A 20642-nucleotide genomic window follows, 5' to 3' on the forward strand; every position below is an offset into this window, starting at 1 on the left:
ATCTATCACATTTATGCTAAGAGAGTGTTCTAGCGAGGGGAGTAAAAAAAGACTTTCTATCAACACCGATTGCAATAGATCATCTTGGCAAAGTCAACTTCAAAGTCCGAAACCTGATTTTAGACTATCCTCTGGGTGCGGCGTTCATTGCACTTTTGCCGATTCCTAAAATTGGGTTACTGCAAGCGATCGCTTTGGTAGTTCTCAACGTTTTTATTGTCAGGGATATTGCCCGCCTCTGGCACTTCCAAAAGGGAGGCAAAGCATCAACCGATGCTCCTATCATTTAAATTAACTAAAAATGAATCAAAAAACTTTCCGATTTGTGAGTTTGTTGTTGGGATTAGCGATCGCTTTTCCAGCAAAAGATTCTTCAGTAATAGCCCAGGATTCATCCTTGAAGTCCTCTGTCTCCCGCTCCACTAAAATTCCTTGCCCAGTACCGCCAGACCCTGAAGAAGTCGAAGGTAAAACCATTATTTGCGGTGTCGTTGCTGTTCCCGAAGATTACAGCAAGCCAACGGGGAGACAAGTCGAGTTAACTTACACGCTACTGCGGAGTAAAAGCCTTTCACCGCAGCCCGATCCTGTTGTCGTTTTACATGGTGGTCCCGGTAGCGGCGACATATCAGCACTATCATTCATGATTCCCCTATACACGCAACAGCGCCAGAGCCGTGATGTAATTCTGTTTGACCAACGTGGCTCCCAATATTCTGGGGATTTGGCTTGTTCGCCTACGGCTTTTATCCTGGAAAAAGTGATTAATGCGCCTGGTAATGAATTGGCGAAAAAATATGCAGCCTTTGCTCAAAAATTCAAAGATCCAATTGTTGATCCCGATGGTCAAGCTCTCGCTGTTTTTGCGTTGTGTCATAGCATTCTCAAGGGTTATGGGGCTGACCTCAACCAGTACAACACCACGAATAATGCCAGAGATGTGGTAAATTTGGCTTCTGCCCTGGGCTATGACAAAATTAATCTCTACGGTATTTCCTATGGCACGTACCTGGGGATGCGAGTCATGCGTGACCATCCACAGCGTATCCGTAGTGTTGTCCTAGATTCGACCATCCCACCCCAGGTTAAAAAGTACGAAGCCGTTGTTAGAGATTTGGAAGTCTCAACGTTGAATTTGATTGAGGATTGCCAGCAGGATAAAGCTTGCAATGGAGCTTATCCCAATCTCAAGGCACGCACGATCGCTTTATTGAAGGCACTAGACAAAAAACCAATTCCCATACCATCTAATGACAAAAACAAGCCACCAGAAAGTGTCACGGTAAAGGCATTTGAGGCTTTAATTCGCAAGATGAATCAGGACTATAGAATATCTGAGTACCTACCCCTGATGATATCGGAATTGGAGAAGGGCGTGACCACTACCTATGTAGGTGCTGCCTCTGGCAAAATTTTCACTACACCCGCACCGAAGACAATCCCCATTGGTGCGCCTCAAGAACTAATGGCTAAAGGTGATGAATTGAGACAGCAAGCCCGCAAGCTATTGTCCGAGAGGGCTAAATTTTTGGAATCGAGACGACCTTCCCAACAATGGGTGCAACAAGTGCTGAATGTCATTGAAACCTTGCCGGAAAAGGAACGCACCATCACTCGCGGTAATTTCTACGGTGTGGGCTACCAAAGCGGAATGCCACGCGATCGCAAAACGTTGATTGCCACAATTGCGGAAATCTTCCCTAAATCGCAGGTTGAGGCTCTAACCAAGCCCCTACAAACCAAGACGGATACGGAAATCCGTCATATTTATGAGGTGATCGGCACCATTTTTCGTAATGCCGAACTGCTGGATGCTTCCACTCCTGGTGGCACATTTCGGAGTTTTGACTGCCAAGATTTGGTTCCCTCTAGCAACCCGGCTCAGACTGAAGCCAACGCCAAGCAAATGGAAATGCCAGAGTTAGGGCGATCGAATTTAAAAGCTGCTAGGCAAGCCTATGCCCTCTGTAAGTCTTGGCAAGTTGAGCCTGCCCCAGCCAAGAACAGCGAAGTGTTAAAAAGCACGATTCCGACCCTAGTGCTTCAGGGGCGTTATGATATCCAAACTAATTCTACTGTTGGCAAACAGGCGATGGCGGGATTAACCAATGGCACCTATTTAGAATTTCCCAAGGCAGGACATGGTGTGCTGCTTTTTTCCCAGTGTGCGAAGGATGTTGGAGCTGCTTTTGTGAATAATCCCTCTCGTCCTCCCAATGCAGAATGTAGGGAAACTTTGAAACCTAAGTTTGTACTGCCACCTGTGAAGTAAACCAATCCTTGAGTGGGCGATCAATCAAACGCTTCTCGTCCACTAAGGTTCAGCTAAGCCAACCCATACAAAAAATAGAGGCAAAAATTTATGGATTTAACATCTTTGGCAAAACCCAAAATTGCGATTTTAGTCGCCTTTTTGTATACGGCTTTCACAGGGTTTGGTATGTTCTATACAAAAGCTTTTCGGGGTATTACTTACGGTAGCCCAGAAATGATGAACATCTTTTGGTTTTTCGTGCTGGTTGGTTTTGTAATGACAGCGTTTGTTGTCACTCGCTACTTTGGTTGGTCTGTCGTCGGTTTTCGCAAGCTGGATAGCCGTAAACTCCTCTGGTTTACACCCTACCTGGCGTTACTAACAGTGATGTGGACTTTGTTACTAAGGGGCTTGGCGACAACATCACTCAGTGCCGCACAGTGGCAACTATTCGCTATAGCTGGCTTCACCACGCTTTTTGTCGGTATCAACGAGGAAGTTATCTATCGAGGTATGCTTTTACACGGGTTTCTCAAGCCAAACCAGGTATTCAAAGCAGTGCTGTTCAATGGGATTGGTTTTTCGCTACTGCATTCCGTAAATGTGTTTGCTGGTGCGCCACCCGTAGCGATCGCGTTCCAACTGTTTAGCACCTTTCTGTTTGGTTTGGTATTTGGACTAATGATGCTTAAACTTAACCACATCTTGCCCCTGATCCTGTTTCACTGGTTTTGGGATTTTGCCTTGTTCACTGCTCCTATTGTTAGCCCACAGGTTGCCACCACAGTTTCACGGATCAGTGCTGCGATTTACCCAATTGAAATCGTTGTTGGTGTGCTGTTGTGGCTCAATCTGCGGAAAAAGCAAGATGCGATTTTGGACAAGATAGGAATCACGTTTTAGCAAATCGCTGTGTGGGAAGAACAGTTGTTGATTGTTGGTATAACTTCAGTTGATCAGTAATTCTCAATATTTATGCTCTCTTTTAACCACTTACGCCATTTTACAATAGTCAAGTTCTCCTAACAGAAATGTTATAGGTGAGATTGAATAAATTTTGGGAGAGCTAAATCAGGCTGAATGTAAAACCATGTAACTATATTCAAAAAATATTCAAACAAACTTCAACTCTGTTTAAAAGTATTATTTTACACGCGAATTGAGTATAAAATATCTTGTACAGCAAGACTTTGCCTATAAGTAGCTTAACTGATTTATCTGCACTTGAAGTAAATAAGAAAACATGGGAAATTTGATTGTATCTAAGAATTTTAAGATTCTCAATAAGTAGAAAGATTCAGAAGAATGCAAAGTTTTTTGTATCTACTGAATTTTTTGACTTTAAAAGGTCTATCCCTAGAAAATATTGAGTTCAGATTGGTGCATAAATGGAGATTAAAATTGAATTTTTAATTTCCTGAAAGAGTTTAATTTCTTTCAGATGCAGATATCCCTGAAGCAAAAAGTTTTAGGGCTTAACCAAGGCTAGCTAGAGTTTAATTTGTAAATACTTAGGACACAAAAAGCATGAAACTTAAAACATCACTTGTTGCCACTGTTTTATCTTTAGCATCAATTGCTACAGCTTTTCCAGTAAAAGCAAACATGGTTAATACACAAGTGCCAGCAATTAATAATGATGTGTTTGCATCTTCAAATCCTTCCTTTTTCAATCAGTCAAAGCAACCTAATCTAATTGCTAGAACTAATTGGGCGAGACTAGCTGGAGGTCGGACAAGGCGAATTAACCTACGTGCAAGACCAACTATCAACTCGCGCATTCAGGGCTACGGCTTAGGTGGCGATCGCGTCCAAAATTTGCAATGCGTTCAAGATAATGATCGAGGGGGTAGAGGACGTAACTGGTGCAAAGTGAAGTTCCCAAGATCGGGAGCAATTGGTTGGATTCGTAGTGACAATATTATTTTCAGCGATGGTGGCGAATAAACTCGATTTCCTGATTTTTTCAGTGTAATAGATAATCACAACGGGAGCGTCCACTTTTGGGAGAAAAAGAATTCTCACACTCTAAAAAAATTGGTACATGATTGATAAAAATAAATTCTATCCCCAAGCTGGATGCTCCCATGAAAAATAACAAATTTATCATAAAAATTAATGCTATTGTTACTAATTAATACTAGTGCTAATAACTTTATCAATTAAAGTGATCGCGTTTGTTATTTCGTCTTAATACTTGTTCTTAATTATCTAGATTGATTTATAATTATTTGCACTGCTTGAAGTAAAAATTTTTGATTCCAAAACAAAACTGCTATTATATAAAAACCTAATTTAAGAATCTATTCGGATTATAAATTTACTTTGTTAAAGCTTATATGACTTCCCTTATCAACCAATTCCAGAGATGAATTCCAGAGATGAAATTAACATTGTTCTCAGAACTAGAAGGGAAGTCATCAATAGGAATGTCAACAATGAAACTTTAACAGCCCATACACTATTATTCTTCCGTGACTAGAGTTAATTATTAAGCAGCGATTTGATCAACTTTATTCCAGGTACGTTCACCTACAATTCCATCAGCTACTAAATCTACTCTGCTCTGAAATTTCTTAACAGCAGTTTCAGTATTAGAACCAAAACTACCATCAACCTGACCAGTATAATCTCCAGAAGCCTTAAGTGCAGACTGTAGATTTCTGACAGCATCACCTGTACTACCTATACTTAGCATTGGACGGCTGGAGGTAGAACCCTGGGAAGTTCGATTGTACAGGACTTCCCAAGTTTTGGGTCCCACAATACCATCTGCTACAAGAGATTCAGCCTGTTGAAACTTTTTTACTGCTTCTGTGGTGTGGGAACCAAAGATACCATCAGCCTGACCTGGGGCATAACTGAGTCGAGCTAATAGTCTTTGTAGTTCTTTCACTGGTTCACCAGAGGAACCCTGCTTTAGAGTTGGTTCTGTTACTGCTGACATTTATGTCCTCCTGTTAGTTATATTTATCTGGTTTTACCCAGAAAAGAAAAATTTTATTTCTACTTTACTGAGTTTTCTTGTTCAATTTGAACCAGGGAGTTAGTTATGCGATCGCTAAGTCCAGTCACAATCTATACGCAATAGTATAGATAACAAGTCTTTTTGTCTGAGTATAGATTTCAGAAAAAATATAACAGACAGCAAGAATGATGTTTTGAAGTTCGTGTATAGATTACCACTGAAGATTTTTATGAATCAATCCCAGATAAATCATTTAATGGGATATTTTGGGCATCATTTAAGTCAATTAAGTAATTTGACAGAAAAAATAATTCTCGAAGCAGACCTCAGTTTATTACAGTTACTACTTTCAAAATCAGGCGCAGAAGTAATTTTAGGTAAACCAATTACACCGGAACAATTAGCATTCTTTTGTTCCTTTGGCTCCAAGCACTATGGAAATCTTTCCTCCACGAGGTGCTTATTTTTTATGGGTGTCAGATACAGGACATCATCAGTTATTAGAGTGGAAAAATTTACCTACTCACAAAAGTCAACCCGCAGATTGGGTAATTGGACAGACCGATATGCTTGATCGACATGAAAATGGTGGTGCGACTGCATCAGCATCAAGCGCTGGTGTCATGATATTACTGTTTGGGAAGAAAATCTTGTAAGCTGATATGCAGCTAAATTTTATATAAGTCAAAAACGCAAAATAATTGTAGTATGGAGAGAAGTTTCCGGGGAGATATTCTTCACGTAAAACTCCGGGGCATCTTGCCCGCGTCTTATATACAAATTAGATACGTTGCAGTTTAATGTAGAGATGCGATCGCATCACTCCAAATGGAGGCAGGCTCTATTGCATCTCTATAATTGATTATTTGTGTACTAGAAAAAGCTGATCAAGCTGTGCGAAAACGTGCTAATTCTTCACCTGTTTTTGCATCATGTGCATGAACTGTACAAACTAAACAGGAATCAAAAGAACGTGCCACATGCCCGACTTCTATGGGATCGGTGGGGTCTTGAATTGGCGTACCAATTAACGCTTGTTCAATAGGTCCATGTATTCCCTTGGCATCACGAGGTCCAACATTCCAAGTTGTGGGAGCAATAACTTGATAATTTTTAATTTTCCCACCTTCCAACTCTACCCAGTGACATAAAGAACCCCGTGCTGCTTCCGTTGCCCCCCAACCACGTCCATCTTTTTCCTTGGGCTTAATATACCAAGGATCATTTAGTTTAAATTCGCGCAAGCACCGTTCGGTTTCGCGATATAGTTTCACGATTTCATGGACTCGTGCTAGTTGTCGTAGATGGATGCTAGCACCACCCATTGCTTTAAACGCACTCAAAATAAACCCATCGTAATGTTGCCAAGATTCACCATGTCTACCACCAGCAACTAACTGTCGTGCTAAAGCTCCTGCTTCTAAACGTCCATAATCAACATGACTTACCGCAGTTGCCCATGAATAAGCATTATTAAAGTCCTTATCATTGTTGTCTATGGGTTGAGTTAAACGGTCAAATGGATGAATATCTTCATTCCCTTCGTTATACCAAGAGTGACTAGTATTTTCACGGGCAAAGGTATGATTCATTAAAGTATGAGTATCACTGAAGCTATCATATACTCCACTTTTCATGATTACGGCGGCATTTCGCCCTTCAATTGTTGGTTTCTGATATCTATCTTCGTGAGGTAAATAGCCCCAGGTTACATACTTTCCTGTACCGACACCATATTTATCTAAACCGATATCTAAACCCATACGCCAATAAAAACCTAAATCGGAATTGGCGTGATTGGGATTTTCATCTAGCCACGCCATAAAGTCATCATAGGTTTGAATTTGCTCGTAGCGTTCCAATGAACAACCCAGCCATGCTGGTTCTAACCAGTTAGTGCGAAAATATTCCAGGATTGACCAAGCACGAGTGATATCTGTTAAGGTTGGGGCACACATGACACCTCCAGGGGTCATGTAACTCGAATGTGGCCACTGTCCACCAAAAAGTGCGTAAATTTCTACAGGTCTACCGGAAATTGTCACACCTAGTTCATAGGATTTACCAGTGAAAGCCGTAAACCGTCTACAGGCTTCTTCATAAAAAGGGCTATTCTGATATTTTTTATGGGTCAAATCAATTGCAAATAGACCATAAAAATAACGAGGTATACTTTGAATTGTTTCGACTAGTTGACCAATATTTCTTGCTAATATCGCATTGCGAGGGACTTCGGTTCCCCAAGCTGTATCTAATGCCCAAGAAGCACAAGATAAGTGAGAAGCACCACAAATTCCGCAGATTCGGGGTGTCATAATCAACCCAGCTTGTGGGTCTTTCCCACGCAAAATAACTTCAAAACCACGAAATAGTTCTGCGTGTGTCCAGGCATTAACTACTTGTCCATTTTCAATCTCCACACGCACATCTAAATCACCTTCAACTCTACCAACAGGTGAAATATCTAATGTTCTAACTGCCATTCTCCTCTCCTTATAAAAACTCAGTAGTCAGTAGTCAGAATATACATGTCAAAATTGCAATCAAGCCCCTAAGTTTATTTCTAGGGGTGATTACGAGTTATTTATTTAGAGTCCTGAATTATTTTTAAACAGGACTTAGTCACTAAACAATAAACATATCTTCATCAGCCCAAGCTGGTGTCATATTTTTGGCAACCATAGTCAGTAAAGCGTAGTCTTTGCGCGTTACTCCTGGTGGCAAATCTTTGGGAACTCCCATTAAGGTTTTGGTTTTAAACACAGTTCCTGGTTCTAAATCAAAGAAAGGAAATTCTGGTTCAGTACAACCCAGACAAGGCATCCCAGCACGGGTTTTTGAAGATACACGGTTCCAGAGAATGCGATTACAGGAAGAATGGGTCATTGGTCCGCGACAACCCAAGTCGTAAAATAGACAACCTGTGCGTTGACCAAACTCAGCTGTGGATGCTTTGTAAGCAAAGTGTATGTTGCGAGTACAACCTGTTTGAGTAAAACTCTTGAAAAAGGTTTCTGGACGATGGAATTCATCAAGAGTAATGTCATCGATACGTCCAGTCGCGATCGCAACTAATATCTGCGTTATCCAGTCTGGGTGTGCGGGACATCCAGGAATATTTATTACGGGTAATCCGGATTGTGCCCGATAATCTGTTCCTAGAAACCCGCCTGCTTCCCGTTTTAAGAATTGCAAACCTTGGGATTGACTGGGGTTTGGTGCAACTGCGGGAATTCCCCCCCAAGTCGCGCAATCTCCCACTGCGACTACAAATTTAGCTACTTTGGAAAGGTCGCTTAACCAATCTTTCATTGGTCTGTCTGCAAAGCGATTCCAATGTCCAGTACCGTTGGGAGCATTAACTACTGTGCCTTCAAATACGAGGATATCTAAAGGTGTTTTACCGGAAATGCAATCCCGCAAAAGAGCTTGCAAATTTTCACCTAATTCTAATCCTAGTGAAGGATGCCAAAGTATATTAATTCCAAAATCAGCGATTAAATCGCAGACTGTTGGCTCCTCAGCATTTAAAAATGAGATGGTGTTACCACTACAGGCTCCACCTTGCAACCATAGTACGTTTGCCATCTGTTATGTATGGGTAATTTTTGATCAATATTTGGCTGAGGTAGATGCTTTATTGCCTCTGCTGTTAAGACTGAATTCTTTTTTCATTATTCAATGTTTGCAAATTTAATTATCTTGAGCTTAATAAAAATTATTTTTTATTTAATAAAGTTTGATGTTTTTGTTTAATTATAGTGTATTCAAAAAACACCTTTTCTAGAAACAAAATCTCATTGTATATAGTTAGACATTATTTGAATTTATCTATTTCATTGTGGTGATATTAGTAATTTTTCTGATTCTCAGTATTCTGAATATACATAATTAGGTCATCAATTCTGGAAATTAACTAAGTCTTGATGTCGGAATTTGCAAAAAATGAACATGATAGTTTCAGTAGATGAGTAAACTTGCTCAATGAAGTGAGACTGAAAAAATAAAAAAAATAAAAAAAAATGTGAATAAATGACAAATTAATCTAAATTTGCGCTATTCTGAACACAGAATAATTGTGAGCAATGCAGATAGTATTATCTGATGCTTTCAGATATTGACTGGTTGAATAAAATCAAGCAAAAGCTAGTAGACATCAAATGGCTGGGTAATAATTGATAAAACTTACCAAGTTAGTTTCATGTTATAAATATGCTGGTGTGCGATCGCGGTTCACGATGAAGGGTTAAGAATGCGTAATCCTGGTGATATCTCTCTGGAATCCGCTAACATAATCGCAACAAAATAATCATGAATAACATACTTACAAACTTAGCGATCGGTGACATTGATCTGATAACAGAATTTGTGTTGCTACTAATAGCAATTCCATTATCGATGCTTGGTGGTGCTATTGGGGGAATATTATTAGCTGGAAAAGATTTTGGATATAATTTCTCCGCTATGATGGGAAGTTTACTTGCTCCTGCTGGTGTAATTCCAGGAGTCATAATTGGATTAGTTCTGATTTACATTTTGGCAAATTGATAGGAGAAGTTATGTTAAAAATTGGTTGGTTTTCTGCAAAATTATTTTTTAAAGGCAAACTCATTCGTGACCCTTTATATTTTACCAAACAAATATTAATTGCTACTGCAATTAGTTCATTGTTATTAATCTTGTTAGCATTCACGCAGCTACCATTATTATTACCAGTGGCAATTTCTAGCATATTAACTGGTGTGGCAGTACCATTTTTATTGAAAGATTTTAAAACACAATAAAATTTTCGGTATTTGTAAATAATAGTCTGGATAGTGTCCGCCGAAACTCTGATATTGTGGGCACTATCTGTCCTACATATATTTTTATAAATTTTCTAGAAACCCGATATATAGCAATCCGGGTTAAATGTTGTTGGCATGGCTAACCTTGCGCTGACAATATTATGTATTATTATGTTGCATAATTAGGATGTCGAAGAACAGAGTTCATAACGCACTAAAACCTTTAGCATTGTGCGTTAATATCGCTAACATAATGGTAGTTTGTGGGAGGATAATCTACACCTCATGCTCTCCCATGTATATGTTCAAAAATTAAAGAGTAATCCTATAAAGTAATCAGAATCAATAAAGAGCTATATGGATGATTTAGAAGAATTAGTTAAGGAAATCAGTCGCTTTGAAGCAATTATAGCTGATTGGGATGAAACCCAAAGAGGTGTGGCTGTTGGCTTAAAAAGAGCCATTGAAACTCTACATAAAGAAGCATTAACACGTTTAATTAAAAGTGTTAAGCAAGAATCAATGCCAGCATTAAGGAATGCAGTTGCAGACAAAGTTGTATATGGCGTATTACTTTACCACGAACTTGTCAAACCACCTCAACCATCTTTAGAGCAAAGACTAAAAGCTGCGATTGAAGAAGTACGTCCTAATTTAAAAAATCATCATGGAGATGTTGAATTAGTATCAATTAAGCTGCCGGATACTGTAGAGATTAGATTAATGGGAACATGTCGAAATTGTCCAACTTCGCATTTAACTTTATCTCAAGGAATTGAACAGGCAATTCAAACATATTGCCCAGAAATCAAAAATGTTGTGGTAGTTAAATAATTAGGTAGGTTGGTAGGTTTAATTACAGGCAAAACCTAAAGTAGCTTTCTTCCAGGGAGATGACACTACACTATTGTTATTGGTTTTGATTGTAGCTACATAATTAATCAGTAGATAGTAATTAAAAGTAAGTTAAATATTCATAAACATTCATAAACTGATGTATTTCAAAACGAAGATTACTTCCACATCAAAAATAAGTCCAGAAGCAGACCTCAGTTTGTTACAGTTCCCACTTTCAAAATCAGGTGCAGAAGTAATTTTAGGTAAACCAATTACATCGGAACAATTAGCAGTACCTTTGGCTCCAAATGCGATGGAAATGTTTGCCCCAAGAGGAGCTTGTTTAGTATCAGAAAAAGGTTCTTTATGGGTGTCAGATACAGGACATCATCGGTTATTAGGGTGGAAAAATTTACCTACTCACGATAGTCAACCCGCAGATTGGGTAATTGGACAGCCTGATTTTTTTCATGAAGGACAAAATGCGAAAACTGTACCAGGAAGAGCAACATTTAATGTCCCAACAGGTATTTGTGCATGTGGTGAAGGTTTAGCAGTCGCAGATGCTTGGAACCATCGCGTTTTAATCTGGAAAAAAGTACCGCAAGATAGTCATGTTCCTGCCGATTTGGTATTAGGGCAAGTAGATTTTACGGAAAATAAACCGAATCGAGGTAAATATATAGCTGCGGCGAATACTTTGAACTGGTGTTACGGAGTTTTCTATCATCAAGGAAAACTATTTGTTGCTGATACTGGAAATCGTCGCGTCTTAATTTGGCATCAATTACCTACAGAAAATGGTCAACCTGCGGACTTAGTTTTAGGGCAGCCAGATATGCTTTCTCGTAATGAAAATGGTGGTGCGACTGCATCAGCATCAAGTATGCGCTGGTGTCATGATATTACTATTTGGAGAGAAAATCTTGTTGTTACAGATGCCGGAAATAATCGAGTCATGATTTGGGACAGAATCCCTAGTGAAAATAATATGCCTTGTGCAGTAGTTGTTGGTCAAAAAAGTTTTGATTGTGTGGAGTTAAATCAAGGTGTTTATTTTCCTAATCCTAGTAGTTTAAGTATGCCATATGGAGTCGATGCTGTAGATGATTGGCTAATAGTGGCTGATACTGCAAATTCACGGTTGCTGGGATGGAAAAAGCCTGATGATATCCGCTCTTTAATGGGTAAAGATGCAGATGGTTTATTAGGACAAAATAATTTTCACAGTAAGAGTGAAAATAGTAACTTTGGACTACCTAAACGTAATACTGTTAATTGGTGTTATGGGATGCAGATATGTGGCGATATTGCAGTGATTGCGGATTCTGGGAATAATCGAATTTTACTATGGAAGATTACAGAAATTTCCTAAAATAATGACAAGATGAAAAGATTGATGTGTCGCAATATATTGGGAGAAAAGTATTAACTTTTCTTCAGTACATTCTTTTCTCCAGCACATTATTGTAGAGAATTATTATTCAAACAATTTTTATTATTAAATAATCTGTATTAGCACTAGACATGATAGCTGAAGAAATTCGAGTTGATGGAATTGTTCAAGGTGTCGGATTTAGACCGAATGTTTATCGGATTGCTAAAGCATTAGGCTTGAAGGGTGAGGTTTATAATGATGGTGAAGGAGTATTAATTAAAATCTTGGGAACTGAGGATAAGATAACTGAATTTGTTCGTCAAGTACAACAAGAATGTCCGCCATTAGCAAAAATAAACAACATAACTCGAACTCAATATATAGGCGAACTTAATTTCGATGACTTTGTAATTTCTCACAGTATTCATAATGCAATAAATACTCAAATTGCTGCTGATGCTGCCACTTGTCCACAATGTCAAGCCGAAATTTTTGACCCCTACAGTCGTTGGTTTCGCTATCCTTTTACTAATTGTACTCACTGTGGTCCGCGCCTAAGCATTATTCGTTCCATACCCTACGATCGCACCAATACTAGCATGGCAGAATTTGCGATGTGCCCAACATGCGATCGCGATTATAAAGATGTCACAAACCGCCGTTTCCATGCCCAGCCAACAGCTTGTCATGTTTGTGGTCCTAAGGCATGGCTAGAACGGGCTGATGGCAAGCCTTTTACAGTTCCCATGTTTTCGATGCTGGATGAAATAGATGCTGTTTGTACTCTATTACAAAAGGGAGAAATTGTTGCTATCAAAAGTATCGGTGGAATTAATCTGGCGTATGATGCTTTTTATCCGATATGTGGCAAACATATAATAATACTATGTCCGGTTGAATACTTATTATTAAGAGTGACACGGAGACTTAGAGACGCGGGGACGCGAAGAAATTTTAATTGTAAGTAGGTCGGTGGGAAAAAACACAACTATCTTAAGAAAGATAAACAAGGCTAAAACCCTCTTCCCTCCTCCTGCCTCTTGCCTAATCCCAATGATAAATATTCACGCCTACTTACTTAAGTGATTAGGCGAACATGATATAAAATGCTCAAACGCTGAATTTGAGCATTTGATAAATTCTCTATAATTTCCCCTGGCTGGAACCTGAATAAGTAATATTTTTACTTTGGATGCGGTTATTATCTCCTGTTTGCCATTGCCATTTACCGGAAGCAAGTTTTTTCACACATTTCCACTCAATCGATGTATTGGTTGACAAACCTGAAATTAAGCCCGTCCATTTTGGTGTTTTTGTTCCGGGTCCGTTATGATTTGGTGGTGGATTGTGGATATATGCGTAGTTAATATTTGCAGATAGAGTTTGGGCTTTGTTGATATCCCAGTTTCCTAATTGGGGTTGATTTCCAACTACATGTATGCTTTCTCCAGCATTTGTCCAAGCATTATCGCAGACAAAATTTATAGATGTCGTCACAGGAATGCTAGCTAAATTAAATTCAAATTTTTTCTCTTGCTGGGTATTTTGAACCCCTGATTTTGCCAGAATCAAATTTTCCCCGGCATTATACCAACCACTTGCAGCAGCTTCAAATTCAGCTTGACTATTGAATTGAGTTAATTTTGTTCCATTCATGGTTACAGTTGTCGCTTTGGCATTCTCAACAATTAGCTGGATGAAATTATTTCGTTGTTGAATGGCATTTTTGTATGTACCTATCGATTTCTCAATTTTTACTGTGGCAATATTTTCTAGTTTTTGATTCTTAATTTTGGTAATTCTAGTTTGATAGCGAGCCTCTTTATTTTTACTATAGCTAATAGTCTCACCATCATCTTCGTAAAGTGTAAATTGATTCTGCTTTTCATCGGGATAAACTTTCAAAATTAACTCATTTCTCTGAGTTTTATTTAGCCTATCCCCGAAGACATTTTTGGTGTCTGCATCGACGTACATTAAAGGAATAATTGCCCCAGAACGGACAAAAGTTGGCAAACGGAGAATACCATTGATATAGGTTGGAAAAGATTTGAGCCAATCGCCAGAGCTATTTAACCATTGATTTGTATGGTAATTTATCCATTTACCTTGAGGTAAATAAATATCGCGATCGCTTTCGCCATGTTTGGCAACAACTCCCACCAAAATATCTTTACCAATTAGTTTTTGATGTCCAATATTTCTCACTTGGGGGTCATTCTGGAAGTAGAAAACGAGAGGAGCAATTACAGGTTCTGCTTGTAAAAAGGCACGGTAAGCAAGAGAGTAATAGTAAGGAGTTAATTCGTAACGTTGGCGGAGATTTGCTAAATTTATTTGTTTGTCACCTACCAAATTTGGTGATGTTTCATAACGCTTGTCTGTTTGGAAGCTATTATCTGTATGGGGACGAATCGGTACATCAAACCAAGCACCATTCGCAAACCATTGGGTATACATTTCCGCTTCATACTGTAAATTTCCAGAATGGTTTTCGTTATAAGGAACACCTTCGCGTCGAAAACCACCAATGTCTGACCCGTAATAATCGATTCCAGAGAAAGACATGTGCATTTGCGAATTTAAATGAGTCACCAGCAATTCCAGATTGGAACCAATATCCCCAGACCACATCGCAGCACCATACCTTTGAATCCCCGGTGCGCCGGAACGTGTGACAATAAAAGGTCTGCGGTTGATTTTCTGGCGATCGCGAAAATAACCTTCATATATGGACTGGTTCCAAAACAGGTTGTAGAGGTTGTGGATATCTCCATGCTGGTTTTTGCGTTTACCTGCGGTAACTTCTATTCCTTCATAACAAGCATTGCCATCGTATTTTTCCGGCTCTCCCAAATCTGTCCAATGCCCCAGAATTCCCTTCTGAACTAGATTGGGAAATCTGCGATTATTATGCACCCATTCACCAGCTGCGCGATCGGACCAATCTACCATCCCACCTTCACCAAACCAGTTTTTGAGAATCACTGGGTTGGATTGCTTGGTTGCATCGCACTGGTTGTTAGTTTTACTGTATGCCAGCATATTTGCGGCTTTCATCGCTGCATAGGTGCTAGTATTCTTGTTGATATAAGATTCCTCGATCGCAACTAAACCGATACCGTCTGCTAAAAAATCGGAAATTTCTTTGCCGGGGTTGGGAAATTCAAAGTCGTTACCATCGTTACTCTTTTCGTCCCAATCTAATGCTCCCATCCGACTATCTGGACTATTGGGAATAATTCCTCCAAACCACTGCAAGTCTAAAACAAAGCCATCGACAGGAAACTTATCTTTACGTAAACCATCTCGTATGGTTTTTACCTGGTTCCAATTTTTATAACCAAATTCGGAAACCCACAAACCAAAGGCTTTTTTTGGTGGCACTGGTGGTTTACCCACTAATTCCAGATAATCTTGGCGGAGATTGGGTAAATCTTTACCTGTCATTACATAAAAGCGAATTTGATCCCCCCACATTTGCACTTTCCAGGGTGTGCTGCTAAAGTCCCAGCGTTGTTTGTAAGGGTTATCAAGGAATAGAGCATAGTTGAGATTATTCTTGCCGACAGCATACATAATCGGAAATTGGACATTTCCCACCATCCCGGCAGAACCAAATGGCATAAAACCATTTCCATGTGCTTGTTCTTGTCCTTGGGGTTGTTCTGCTCGTACTCCATGACTCAACCAGTCACCATCTGCTGAACCTAATTGCTTGAATTGCTGTCCTAAACCATAGATATTTTCGATTTTTTCTGGTGTCAGAGTTAAACTTTTCCAATCTTGCTGCAAATCTTGCGGGCAAATTGTAGTTAGTGCAGCTTTTTTGACTTTATCGGTGAGGGAAATACATAAATTAGTTGGATTTACTTGAATATATATTTCTTTCGTTGCAATTACATTTTGATTCCGGGAATAAGTAGATGCACCGGAATAATTTTTCCGAGCAATCATTGGTGAAGTCTGTAATGGAAAGTCAATTGGGGAACTCTTTTCCTGTGCCGATAGTTCAAAATGAATTAGGTCATCATCCAATACTTCAATGATTAAATCTTGATTATTCTGACTAAATTTAACTCGTTTGATTTCTGCGGATACAGAATTAATCAAACTCAAAAATGATAGAGGTAAAATTAGAAAATAAGAAATATTTTTCATTATAATTCTCATTACTTTCATAAAAAATGTTATCAATATACTTACTTATTTCCAGGCAAAAAAATCGATAAATGCAATATTTGCATCCTCATAATTTGGCTTTTTTTCGATTAAAACTAAACTTCCCTCAAAAGAGCGTATCAGTATCAAGCGCTGAGGAAATACAACTATTTACACACCATTCCAGCGATGAAGTGCTTGAGTCTCTTTATAATCTGATAGAGTTACAAAATTCTTCTTTTTCTCTTCTAAATAAGTAAGATACGCTTTAAAAGCTGACTGGAAGAGTCATTTTCAACTTAGTCAACTTAATGCTGCAAGCCGTATCTATGATTGGGGATAATTTAGGCATAATTTAGTCATAATATTTATGTTGATGCACCACTAGTCTGATTAAATACGATGTAAGTTGGGATATTACATTAGTTTCTGAACATAAATCAAAAAATTTAAAATTTTCTTAATAATTCCAGAAATAATTAAAGAAAATCAACATTGATAGTCTTTGAACACATGACTATCTATAATTGAGGGGTGAAGTTCAGTTGACATTTGCAAATTTATCTGCATATTAGTAGAGAACTTCATTCGGTATTGGCATCTAAATTTTATCAGGTTGATAAAATTTAATGAACTTAAATGAACTTAAATGAACATAATTAACATCACCCAGCTTCTCACAGAAAATGGGTTTTGCTAGTTGGAAATTGACGCTAGATAATTTACAAATAATTTGCATATCAATCTAGCAAAATTCAACCAAATCAATCCAACAAATTACGATAATCAGGGAAAGTAGGACATAGCAAATGGTATTTAAAAGTCCGATCGCAACTAAAGAACAAAATACAACCTATGTAATTTTAATTGCAGTAGCCGCAGCATTAGGTGGTTTTTTATTTGGTTTTGATACTGCTGTCATTAATGGTGCAGTAGGAGCCTTGAGCAAAACATTTAATATTGATAGCCTCATGACAGGTTTTGCTGTCTCCTCAGCATTGTTAGCTTCAGCCTTGGGAGCTTGGATTGCGGGACCAATTGCCGATAGGCAAGGTCGAATTAAAACCATGGTTGTGGCGGCAATTATGTTTACTATGAGCGCCATTGGTTCAGGAATGCCCTTTGGCATTTGGGATTTTATGTTTTGGCGTTCTTTAGGTGGAGTTGCTGTGGGGATGGCAAGTGTGATTGCTCCAGCCTATATTGCAGAGGTTGCACCAGCCCATTTACGGGGAAGACTCGGTTCCTTGCAACAATTAGCAATAGTTGTGGGGATATTTTTAGCATTACTTTGTAATTACTTTATTGCATCGGGAGCCGGTTCAGCAGAAGCACCATTTTTGTTTGGGGTGACGGCATGGAGATGGATGTTTTGGACAGAAGTTCCTCCAGCGGTACTGTATGGGGTAGCGGCGTTGATGATTCCAGAGTCGCCACGGTATTTAATTGCTCAGAAGCGCTACGAAGAAGCAGGGATAGTTCTCAAAAAGGTGATTGGTGGTGATGTTGAAGCTAAAATCGATGAAATTCGCCAAACTGTGTTGACGGAACGCAAACCCAAATTTTCTGACTTGCTCAGTCGTAGTGGCGGATTATTGCCGATTGTTTGGGTGGGGATTGGCTTATCGATTCTGCAACAATTTGTGGGGATTAACGTTATTTTCTACTACAGCAGCGTCTTGTGGCAGGCAGTGGGATTCTCCGAACAAAATTCTTTATTAATTACCGTGATTACTGGGGTTGTAAATATTTTAACCACCTTGATTGCGATCGCATATGTAGATAAATTTGGTCGCAAACCGTTGCTGGCTCTGGGTTCTATTGGCATGACGGTGACTTTGGGTACTTTGACTGTGATTTTTGGTAATGCTGCTGTCGATGCTGTTACGGGAAATCCCACTCTGCCTGGTGCATCGGGAATCATTGCTTTAATTGCCGCTAATTTATACGTTGTCTTCTTTGGTTTCTCCTGGGGACCAATTGTTTGGGTAATGTTGGGAGAAATATTTAATAATAAAATTCGGGCAGCTGCTTTATCTTTAGCGGCTGCGGTACAGTGGCTTGCCAATTTTCTGATTTCTACTACCTTCCCCCCTTTATTGAAAAACTTTGGCTTAGGTTCAGCTTACGGTTTGTATACTATTGCTTCAGCGATTTCTATTTTCTTTGTCATTCTCTTAATTAAGGAAACTAAGGGTAAGGAATTAGAAGAAATGTAATTAATATCCTGTCCAAAGCTAAAATTTACACTGATGATGTCAACTTCTCCGTATTAGCCTATTTTCCATTTTCCGCATTGATTTTAGTATCAGATATAATTTCAGAATTCCAATTTTGGTATAGGATATGGGCGAAGTTATCGGATATGCCAGGGAATCATCGGAAAAGCAGGAATTAGATGGGAATGCGTTGACAAAACAAATTCGTAGATTACGAGATGCTGGGGCGACAAAAATATTTTATGACATTGCCCAGCGCACAAATAATCGGCGGGATGGCTTATTACGGTTAATTGATTATGTCAAGTCTTGCCCAGTAGGTACAATTCAAAAATTGATATTTACGCGAATTGATCGCTTGACTAGTTCAATTGTTTTATTTAGTCAACTCGTGAATGTTTTGCAGCAGCATCATGTAAAAATGGAGGCTTTGGACGATAGTTTTGATTTGGAGACAGTGGGAGGAAAGTTAGCAACCAACATCCGGGTGATTGCGGCTGAGTTTGAAACAGAAATGTTATCGCTGCGGGTGACTAAGGATTTGGAAGTGCGACGCAGAAATAAAAAGCCCCATTATATTGTACCTTTTGGGTTTGTTAGGGAAGGCGATCGCTATGAGTTAGACCATACTCCCATTGTTTGCACCCTGGAAGATAGAAAAGAATACACATGTTCGCAGGTGGCGAGGTTGGTTGTTGACACCTATTTCCGGGCTAAGTCATTTCGACAGACTGCGGTGCAGTTAAATGCTTACTTTGGTGTAACTCGTAATATTACTGCTTTTAAGGACAAAGAAAGTAGTAATTTAATTGATATTGGTGATGATATTAGTAAAGCGTTGACGAAGCCAAAAAGCAAAAATACTGGTTTGGGATGGACTGCAAAAGGATTGCAACTATGGTTCAAAAATCCCGTTTTAGCTGGTGGTACTGCCTATGATCAAAGAAAGCGTAACAAATGGAGTTCGGTTTATCAAGAAGAAAATATAGTTTGGCATACCCATCCCGAACAAACATTAATCACAATGGATGAAAGGGAAGAAATTTTCACAATTACCCATAAAAATAGAAATAATGCTTGGTGTAGTCAACCAAACCAAATAAATAATATTTTTACTGGTTTAATCTATTGTGGTTGTTGTGGGAGTTCGATGTTTATTCAAACTTCTCAATACCGTAAAAAAGCAGATAGAAAAATTAGTTACTATCAGTGTAATAACTATAATAAAAATCGTCTCTGTGACAACAAAAAGATGATTAATGATGTGCAAATTGAGCAACAATTAATCCCTTTACTATGTCAAAAAGCCGATTCAGTAGCTGTGATCGCAGATTTATCATTTGAGAGTAATATTATTAATGAACCAGAAGAAGTAGTTGCCCTCAAACAACAACTCAGACAATTAAGTTTAATTCCCGGTAATAACCCAGCAATTCACCAAGCGATCGATTTAATTAATCAACAGATAGCTAATATTATTTCCGATACAAAAAATAAGCAGCTAAGTTATTTAGTTCACAAAAATCGAATTGTTGCAGCTTTTGCTAACCCCCTATACTGGGAAAGGCTGGATATTGAAGATAAGCGAGAATTATTACAGGGTTGTTTAAAATATGTCCAGGTTGCCAAAGGACAGATTCTCGATGTTAAGTTTCGCTATTCTTAATACTGTTTCTCGCAAATCTGGCAATACAAAAATCTCCCTGTCTTCCGTCTCCGCATCATCATCTATTATTTTCTTTTGGAGAATTAGTATAATTAGCTTTGTGCCGACGGCGTTTGGGTTTTGTCTGTGGCTGTGATGACTCGATTGATGCTTGGATTTGTTGTTCAGCTTGCCATTGTTCAAATTCCAACACCGTGCGGCGAATAAGTTGGGCGAGGGTTTCTCGTTTCTGCATGGTTTTTTTTGAAGCGCTGATTTTAGGTTAATGGAAAAGGAAAATTTTTCTGTTAGTGGCAAACGGTGTACATACTAGAAAATTAAAGAAAATGTGAAGAGTTTTTTTCAGGAATGAGCTAAGTATCTGGTGTATTT

The 20642-nt window shown here is 38.8% G+C and carries 16 protein-coding genes and 1 pseudogene; 12 read left to right on the top strand and 5 right to left on the bottom strand.

Features of this window, described 5'->3' with window-relative positions:
• The first annotated feature begins 155 nt into the window (after positions 1 to 155).
• From VB733_RS12790 to VB733_RS12805, 4 genes are all read left to right on the top strand, one after another.
• Positions 156 to 290 carry a hypothetical protein gene (locus tag VB733_RS12790; protein ID WP_323340446.1) on the top strand — a complete coding sequence of 45 codons (135 nt, stop codon included), beginning with the start codon at positions 156 to 158 and terminating at the stop codon, positions 288 to 290.
• Positions 291 to 301: 11 nt separating this feature from the next.
• Positions 302 to 2272 carry an alpha/beta fold hydrolase gene (locus VB733_RS12795; RefSeq protein WP_323340447.1) on the top strand — a complete coding sequence of 657 codons (1971 nt, stop codon included), beginning with the start codon at positions 302 to 304 and terminating at the stop codon, positions 2270 to 2272.
• A gap of 90 nt (positions 2273 to 2362) precedes the next feature.
• Positions 2363 to 3157: a CPBP family intramembrane glutamic endopeptidase gene (locus VB733_RS12800; RefSeq protein ID WP_323340448.1), complete on the top strand. Its 795-nt coding sequence runs from the start codon at positions 2363 to 2365 to the stop codon at positions 3155 to 3157.
• 624 nt (positions 3158 to 3781) lie between these two features.
• Entirely contained in the window at positions 3782 to 4201 is a 420-nt protein-coding gene (locus tag VB733_RS12805; RefSeq protein WP_323340449.1) for an SH3 domain-containing protein, read from the top strand.
• Between the two features lie 544 nt (positions 4202 to 4745).
• Here VB733_RS12805 and VB733_RS12810 read toward each other — a convergent pair.
• Positions 4746 to 5201, bottom strand: coding sequence for a peptidoglycan-binding protein (locus VB733_RS12810; RefSeq protein ID WP_323340450.1), 456 nt, complete (start codon positions 5199 to 5201; stop codon positions 4746 to 4748).
• 455 nt (positions 5202 to 5656) lie between these two features.
• On the opposite strand from VB733_RS12810, the gene VB733_RS27505 reads away from it, so the two are divergent.
• Positions 5657 to 5878 (top strand): hypothetical protein, encoded by a 222-nt coding sequence (locus tag VB733_RS27505; protein WP_416336314.1) that lies wholly within the window; start codon positions 5657 to 5659, stop codon positions 5876 to 5878.
• A 231-nt stretch (positions 5879 to 6109) separates the two neighbouring features.
• On the opposite strand, the gene VB733_RS12820 is transcribed toward VB733_RS27505, so the two are convergent.
• The gene (locus VB733_RS12820; RefSeq protein WP_323340451.1) at positions 6110 to 7705 is read right to left on the bottom strand and encodes a nickel-dependent hydrogenase large subunit; all 1596 of its coding nucleotides are present in this window, start codon (positions 7703 to 7705) and stop codon (positions 6110 to 6112) included.
• A 142-nt stretch (positions 7706 to 7847) separates the two neighbouring features.
• On the bottom strand, positions 7848 to 8810 hold the full coding sequence (locus VB733_RS12825; protein WP_323340452.1) for a hydrogenase small subunit: 963 nt from the start codon (positions 8808 to 8810) through the stop codon (positions 7848 to 7850).
• Positions 8811 to 9533: 723 nt separating this feature from the next.
• Between VB733_RS12825 and VB733_RS12830 the strand changes: the two genes are divergently transcribed.
• The 5 genes and pseudogenes from VB733_RS12830 to VB733_RS12850 all read left to right on the top strand — a co-directional run.
• A complete protein-coding gene (locus VB733_RS12830) occupies positions 9534 to 9770 on the top strand; it encodes a hypothetical protein (protein ID WP_323340453.1) in 237 nt (78 codons plus the stop codon).
• An 11-nt stretch (positions 9771 to 9781) separates the two neighbouring features.
• A complete protein-coding gene (locus VB733_RS12835) occupies positions 9782 to 10006 on the top strand; it encodes a hypothetical protein (protein ID WP_096618039.1) in 225 nt (74 codons plus the stop codon).
• Positions 10007 to 10366: 360 nt separating this feature from the next.
• Positions 10367 to 10843, top strand: coding sequence for a NifU family protein (locus VB733_RS12840; RefSeq protein WP_323340454.1), 477 nt, complete (start codon positions 10367 to 10369; stop codon positions 10841 to 10843).
• A gap of 160 nt (positions 10844 to 11003) precedes the next feature.
• Positions 11004 to 12221, top strand: coding sequence for a hypothetical protein (locus VB733_RS12845; protein WP_323340455.1), 1218 nt, complete (start codon positions 11004 to 11006; stop codon positions 12219 to 12221).
• 152 nt (positions 12222 to 12373) lie between these two features.
• Positions 12374 to 13075 (top strand): annotated as a pseudogene (locus tag VB733_RS12850) (acylphosphatase); the annotation flags it as partial.
• A 292-nt stretch (positions 13076 to 13367) separates the two neighbouring features.
• On the opposite strand, the gene VB733_RS12855 reads toward VB733_RS12850, so the two are convergent.
• Positions 13368 to 16385 carry a TIM-barrel domain-containing protein gene (locus tag VB733_RS12855; RefSeq protein ID WP_323340456.1) on the bottom strand — a complete coding sequence of 1006 codons (3018 nt, stop codon included), beginning with the start codon at positions 16383 to 16385 and terminating at the stop codon, positions 13368 to 13370.
• A gap of 809 nt (positions 16386 to 17194) precedes the next feature.
• On the opposite strand from VB733_RS12855, the gene VB733_RS12860 reads away from it, so the two are divergent.
• Together VB733_RS12860 and xisF are read left to right on the top strand one after the other, a co-directional pair.
• Positions 17195 to 18604, top strand: coding sequence for a sugar porter family MFS transporter (locus VB733_RS12860; RefSeq protein ID WP_323340457.1), 1410 nt, complete (start codon positions 17195 to 17197; stop codon positions 18602 to 18604).
• Between the two features lie 127 nt (positions 18605 to 18731).
• A complete protein-coding gene (gene xisF / locus VB733_RS12865) occupies positions 18732 to 20270 on the top strand; it encodes a fdxN element excision recombinase XisF (RefSeq protein WP_323340458.1) in 1539 nt (512 codons plus the stop codon).
• 58 nt (positions 20271 to 20328) lie between these two features.
• Here xisF and VB733_RS12870 read toward each other — a convergent pair whose 3' ends face one another.
• Positions 20329 to 20505 (bottom strand): hypothetical protein, encoded by a 177-nt coding sequence (locus VB733_RS12870; protein ID WP_323340459.1) that lies wholly within the window; start codon positions 20503 to 20505, stop codon positions 20329 to 20331.
• Between the last annotated feature and the right edge of the window lie 137 nt (positions 20506 to 20642).

It is taken from the genome of Calothrix sp. UHCC 0171, from assembly GCF_034931845.1.
In the GTDB taxonomy this organism is placed as follows: Bacteria; Cyanobacteriota; Cyanobacteriia; order Cyanobacteriales; family Nostocaceae; genus Brunnivagina.

Coding starts and splice junctions, on each gene's coding strand:
- VB733_RS12795 (WP_323340447.1), top strand. CDS start 302: ATGAATCAAAAAACTTTCCGATTTGTGAGTTTGTTGTTGGGATTAGCG.
- VB733_RS12800 (WP_323340448.1), top strand. CDS start 2,363: ATGGATTTAACATCTTTGGCAAAACCCAAAATTGCGATTTTAGTCGCC.
- VB733_RS12805 (WP_323340449.1), top strand. CDS start 3,782: ATGAAACTTAAAACATCACTTGTTGCCACTGTTTTATCTTTAGCATCA.
- VB733_RS12810 (WP_323340450.1), bottom strand. CDS start 5,201: ATGTCAGCAGTAACAGAACCAACTCTAAAGCAGGGTTCCTCTGGTGAA.
- VB733_RS27505 (WP_416336314.1), top strand. CDS start 5,657: ATGGAAATCTTTCCTCCACGAGGTGCTTATTTTTTATGGGTGTCAGAT.
- VB733_RS12820 (WP_323340451.1), bottom strand. CDS start 7,705: ATGGCAGTTAGAACATTAGATATTTCACCTGTTGGTAGAGTTGAAGGT.
- VB733_RS12825 (WP_323340452.1), bottom strand. CDS start 8,810: ATGGCAAACGTACTATGGTTGCAAGGTGGAGCCTGTAGTGGTAACACC.
- VB733_RS12830 (WP_323340453.1), top strand. CDS start 9,534: ATGAATAACATACTTACAAACTTAGCGATCGGTGACATTGATCTGATA.
- VB733_RS12835 (WP_096618039.1), top strand. CDS start 9,782: ATGTTAAAAATTGGTTGGTTTTCTGCAAAATTATTTTTTAAAGGCAAA.
- VB733_RS12840 (WP_323340454.1), top strand. CDS start 10,367: ATGGATGATTTAGAAGAATTAGTTAAGGAAATCAGTCGCTTTGAAGCA.
- VB733_RS12845 (WP_323340455.1), top strand. CDS start 11,004: ATGTATTTCAAAACGAAGATTACTTCCACATCAAAAATAAGTCCAGAA.
- VB733_RS12855 (WP_323340456.1), bottom strand. CDS start 16,385: ATGAAAAATATTTCTTATTTTCTAATTTTACCTCTATCATTTTTGAGT.
- VB733_RS12860 (WP_323340457.1), top strand. CDS start 17,195: ATGGTATTTAAAAGTCCGATCGCAACTAAAGAACAAAATACAACCTAT.
- xisF (WP_323340458.1), top strand. CDS start 18,732: ATGGGCGAAGTTATCGGATATGCCAGGGAATCATCGGAAAAGCAGGAA.
- VB733_RS12870 (WP_323340459.1), bottom strand. CDS start 20,505: ATGCAGAAACGAGAAACCCTCGCCCAACTTATTCGCCGCACGGTGTTG.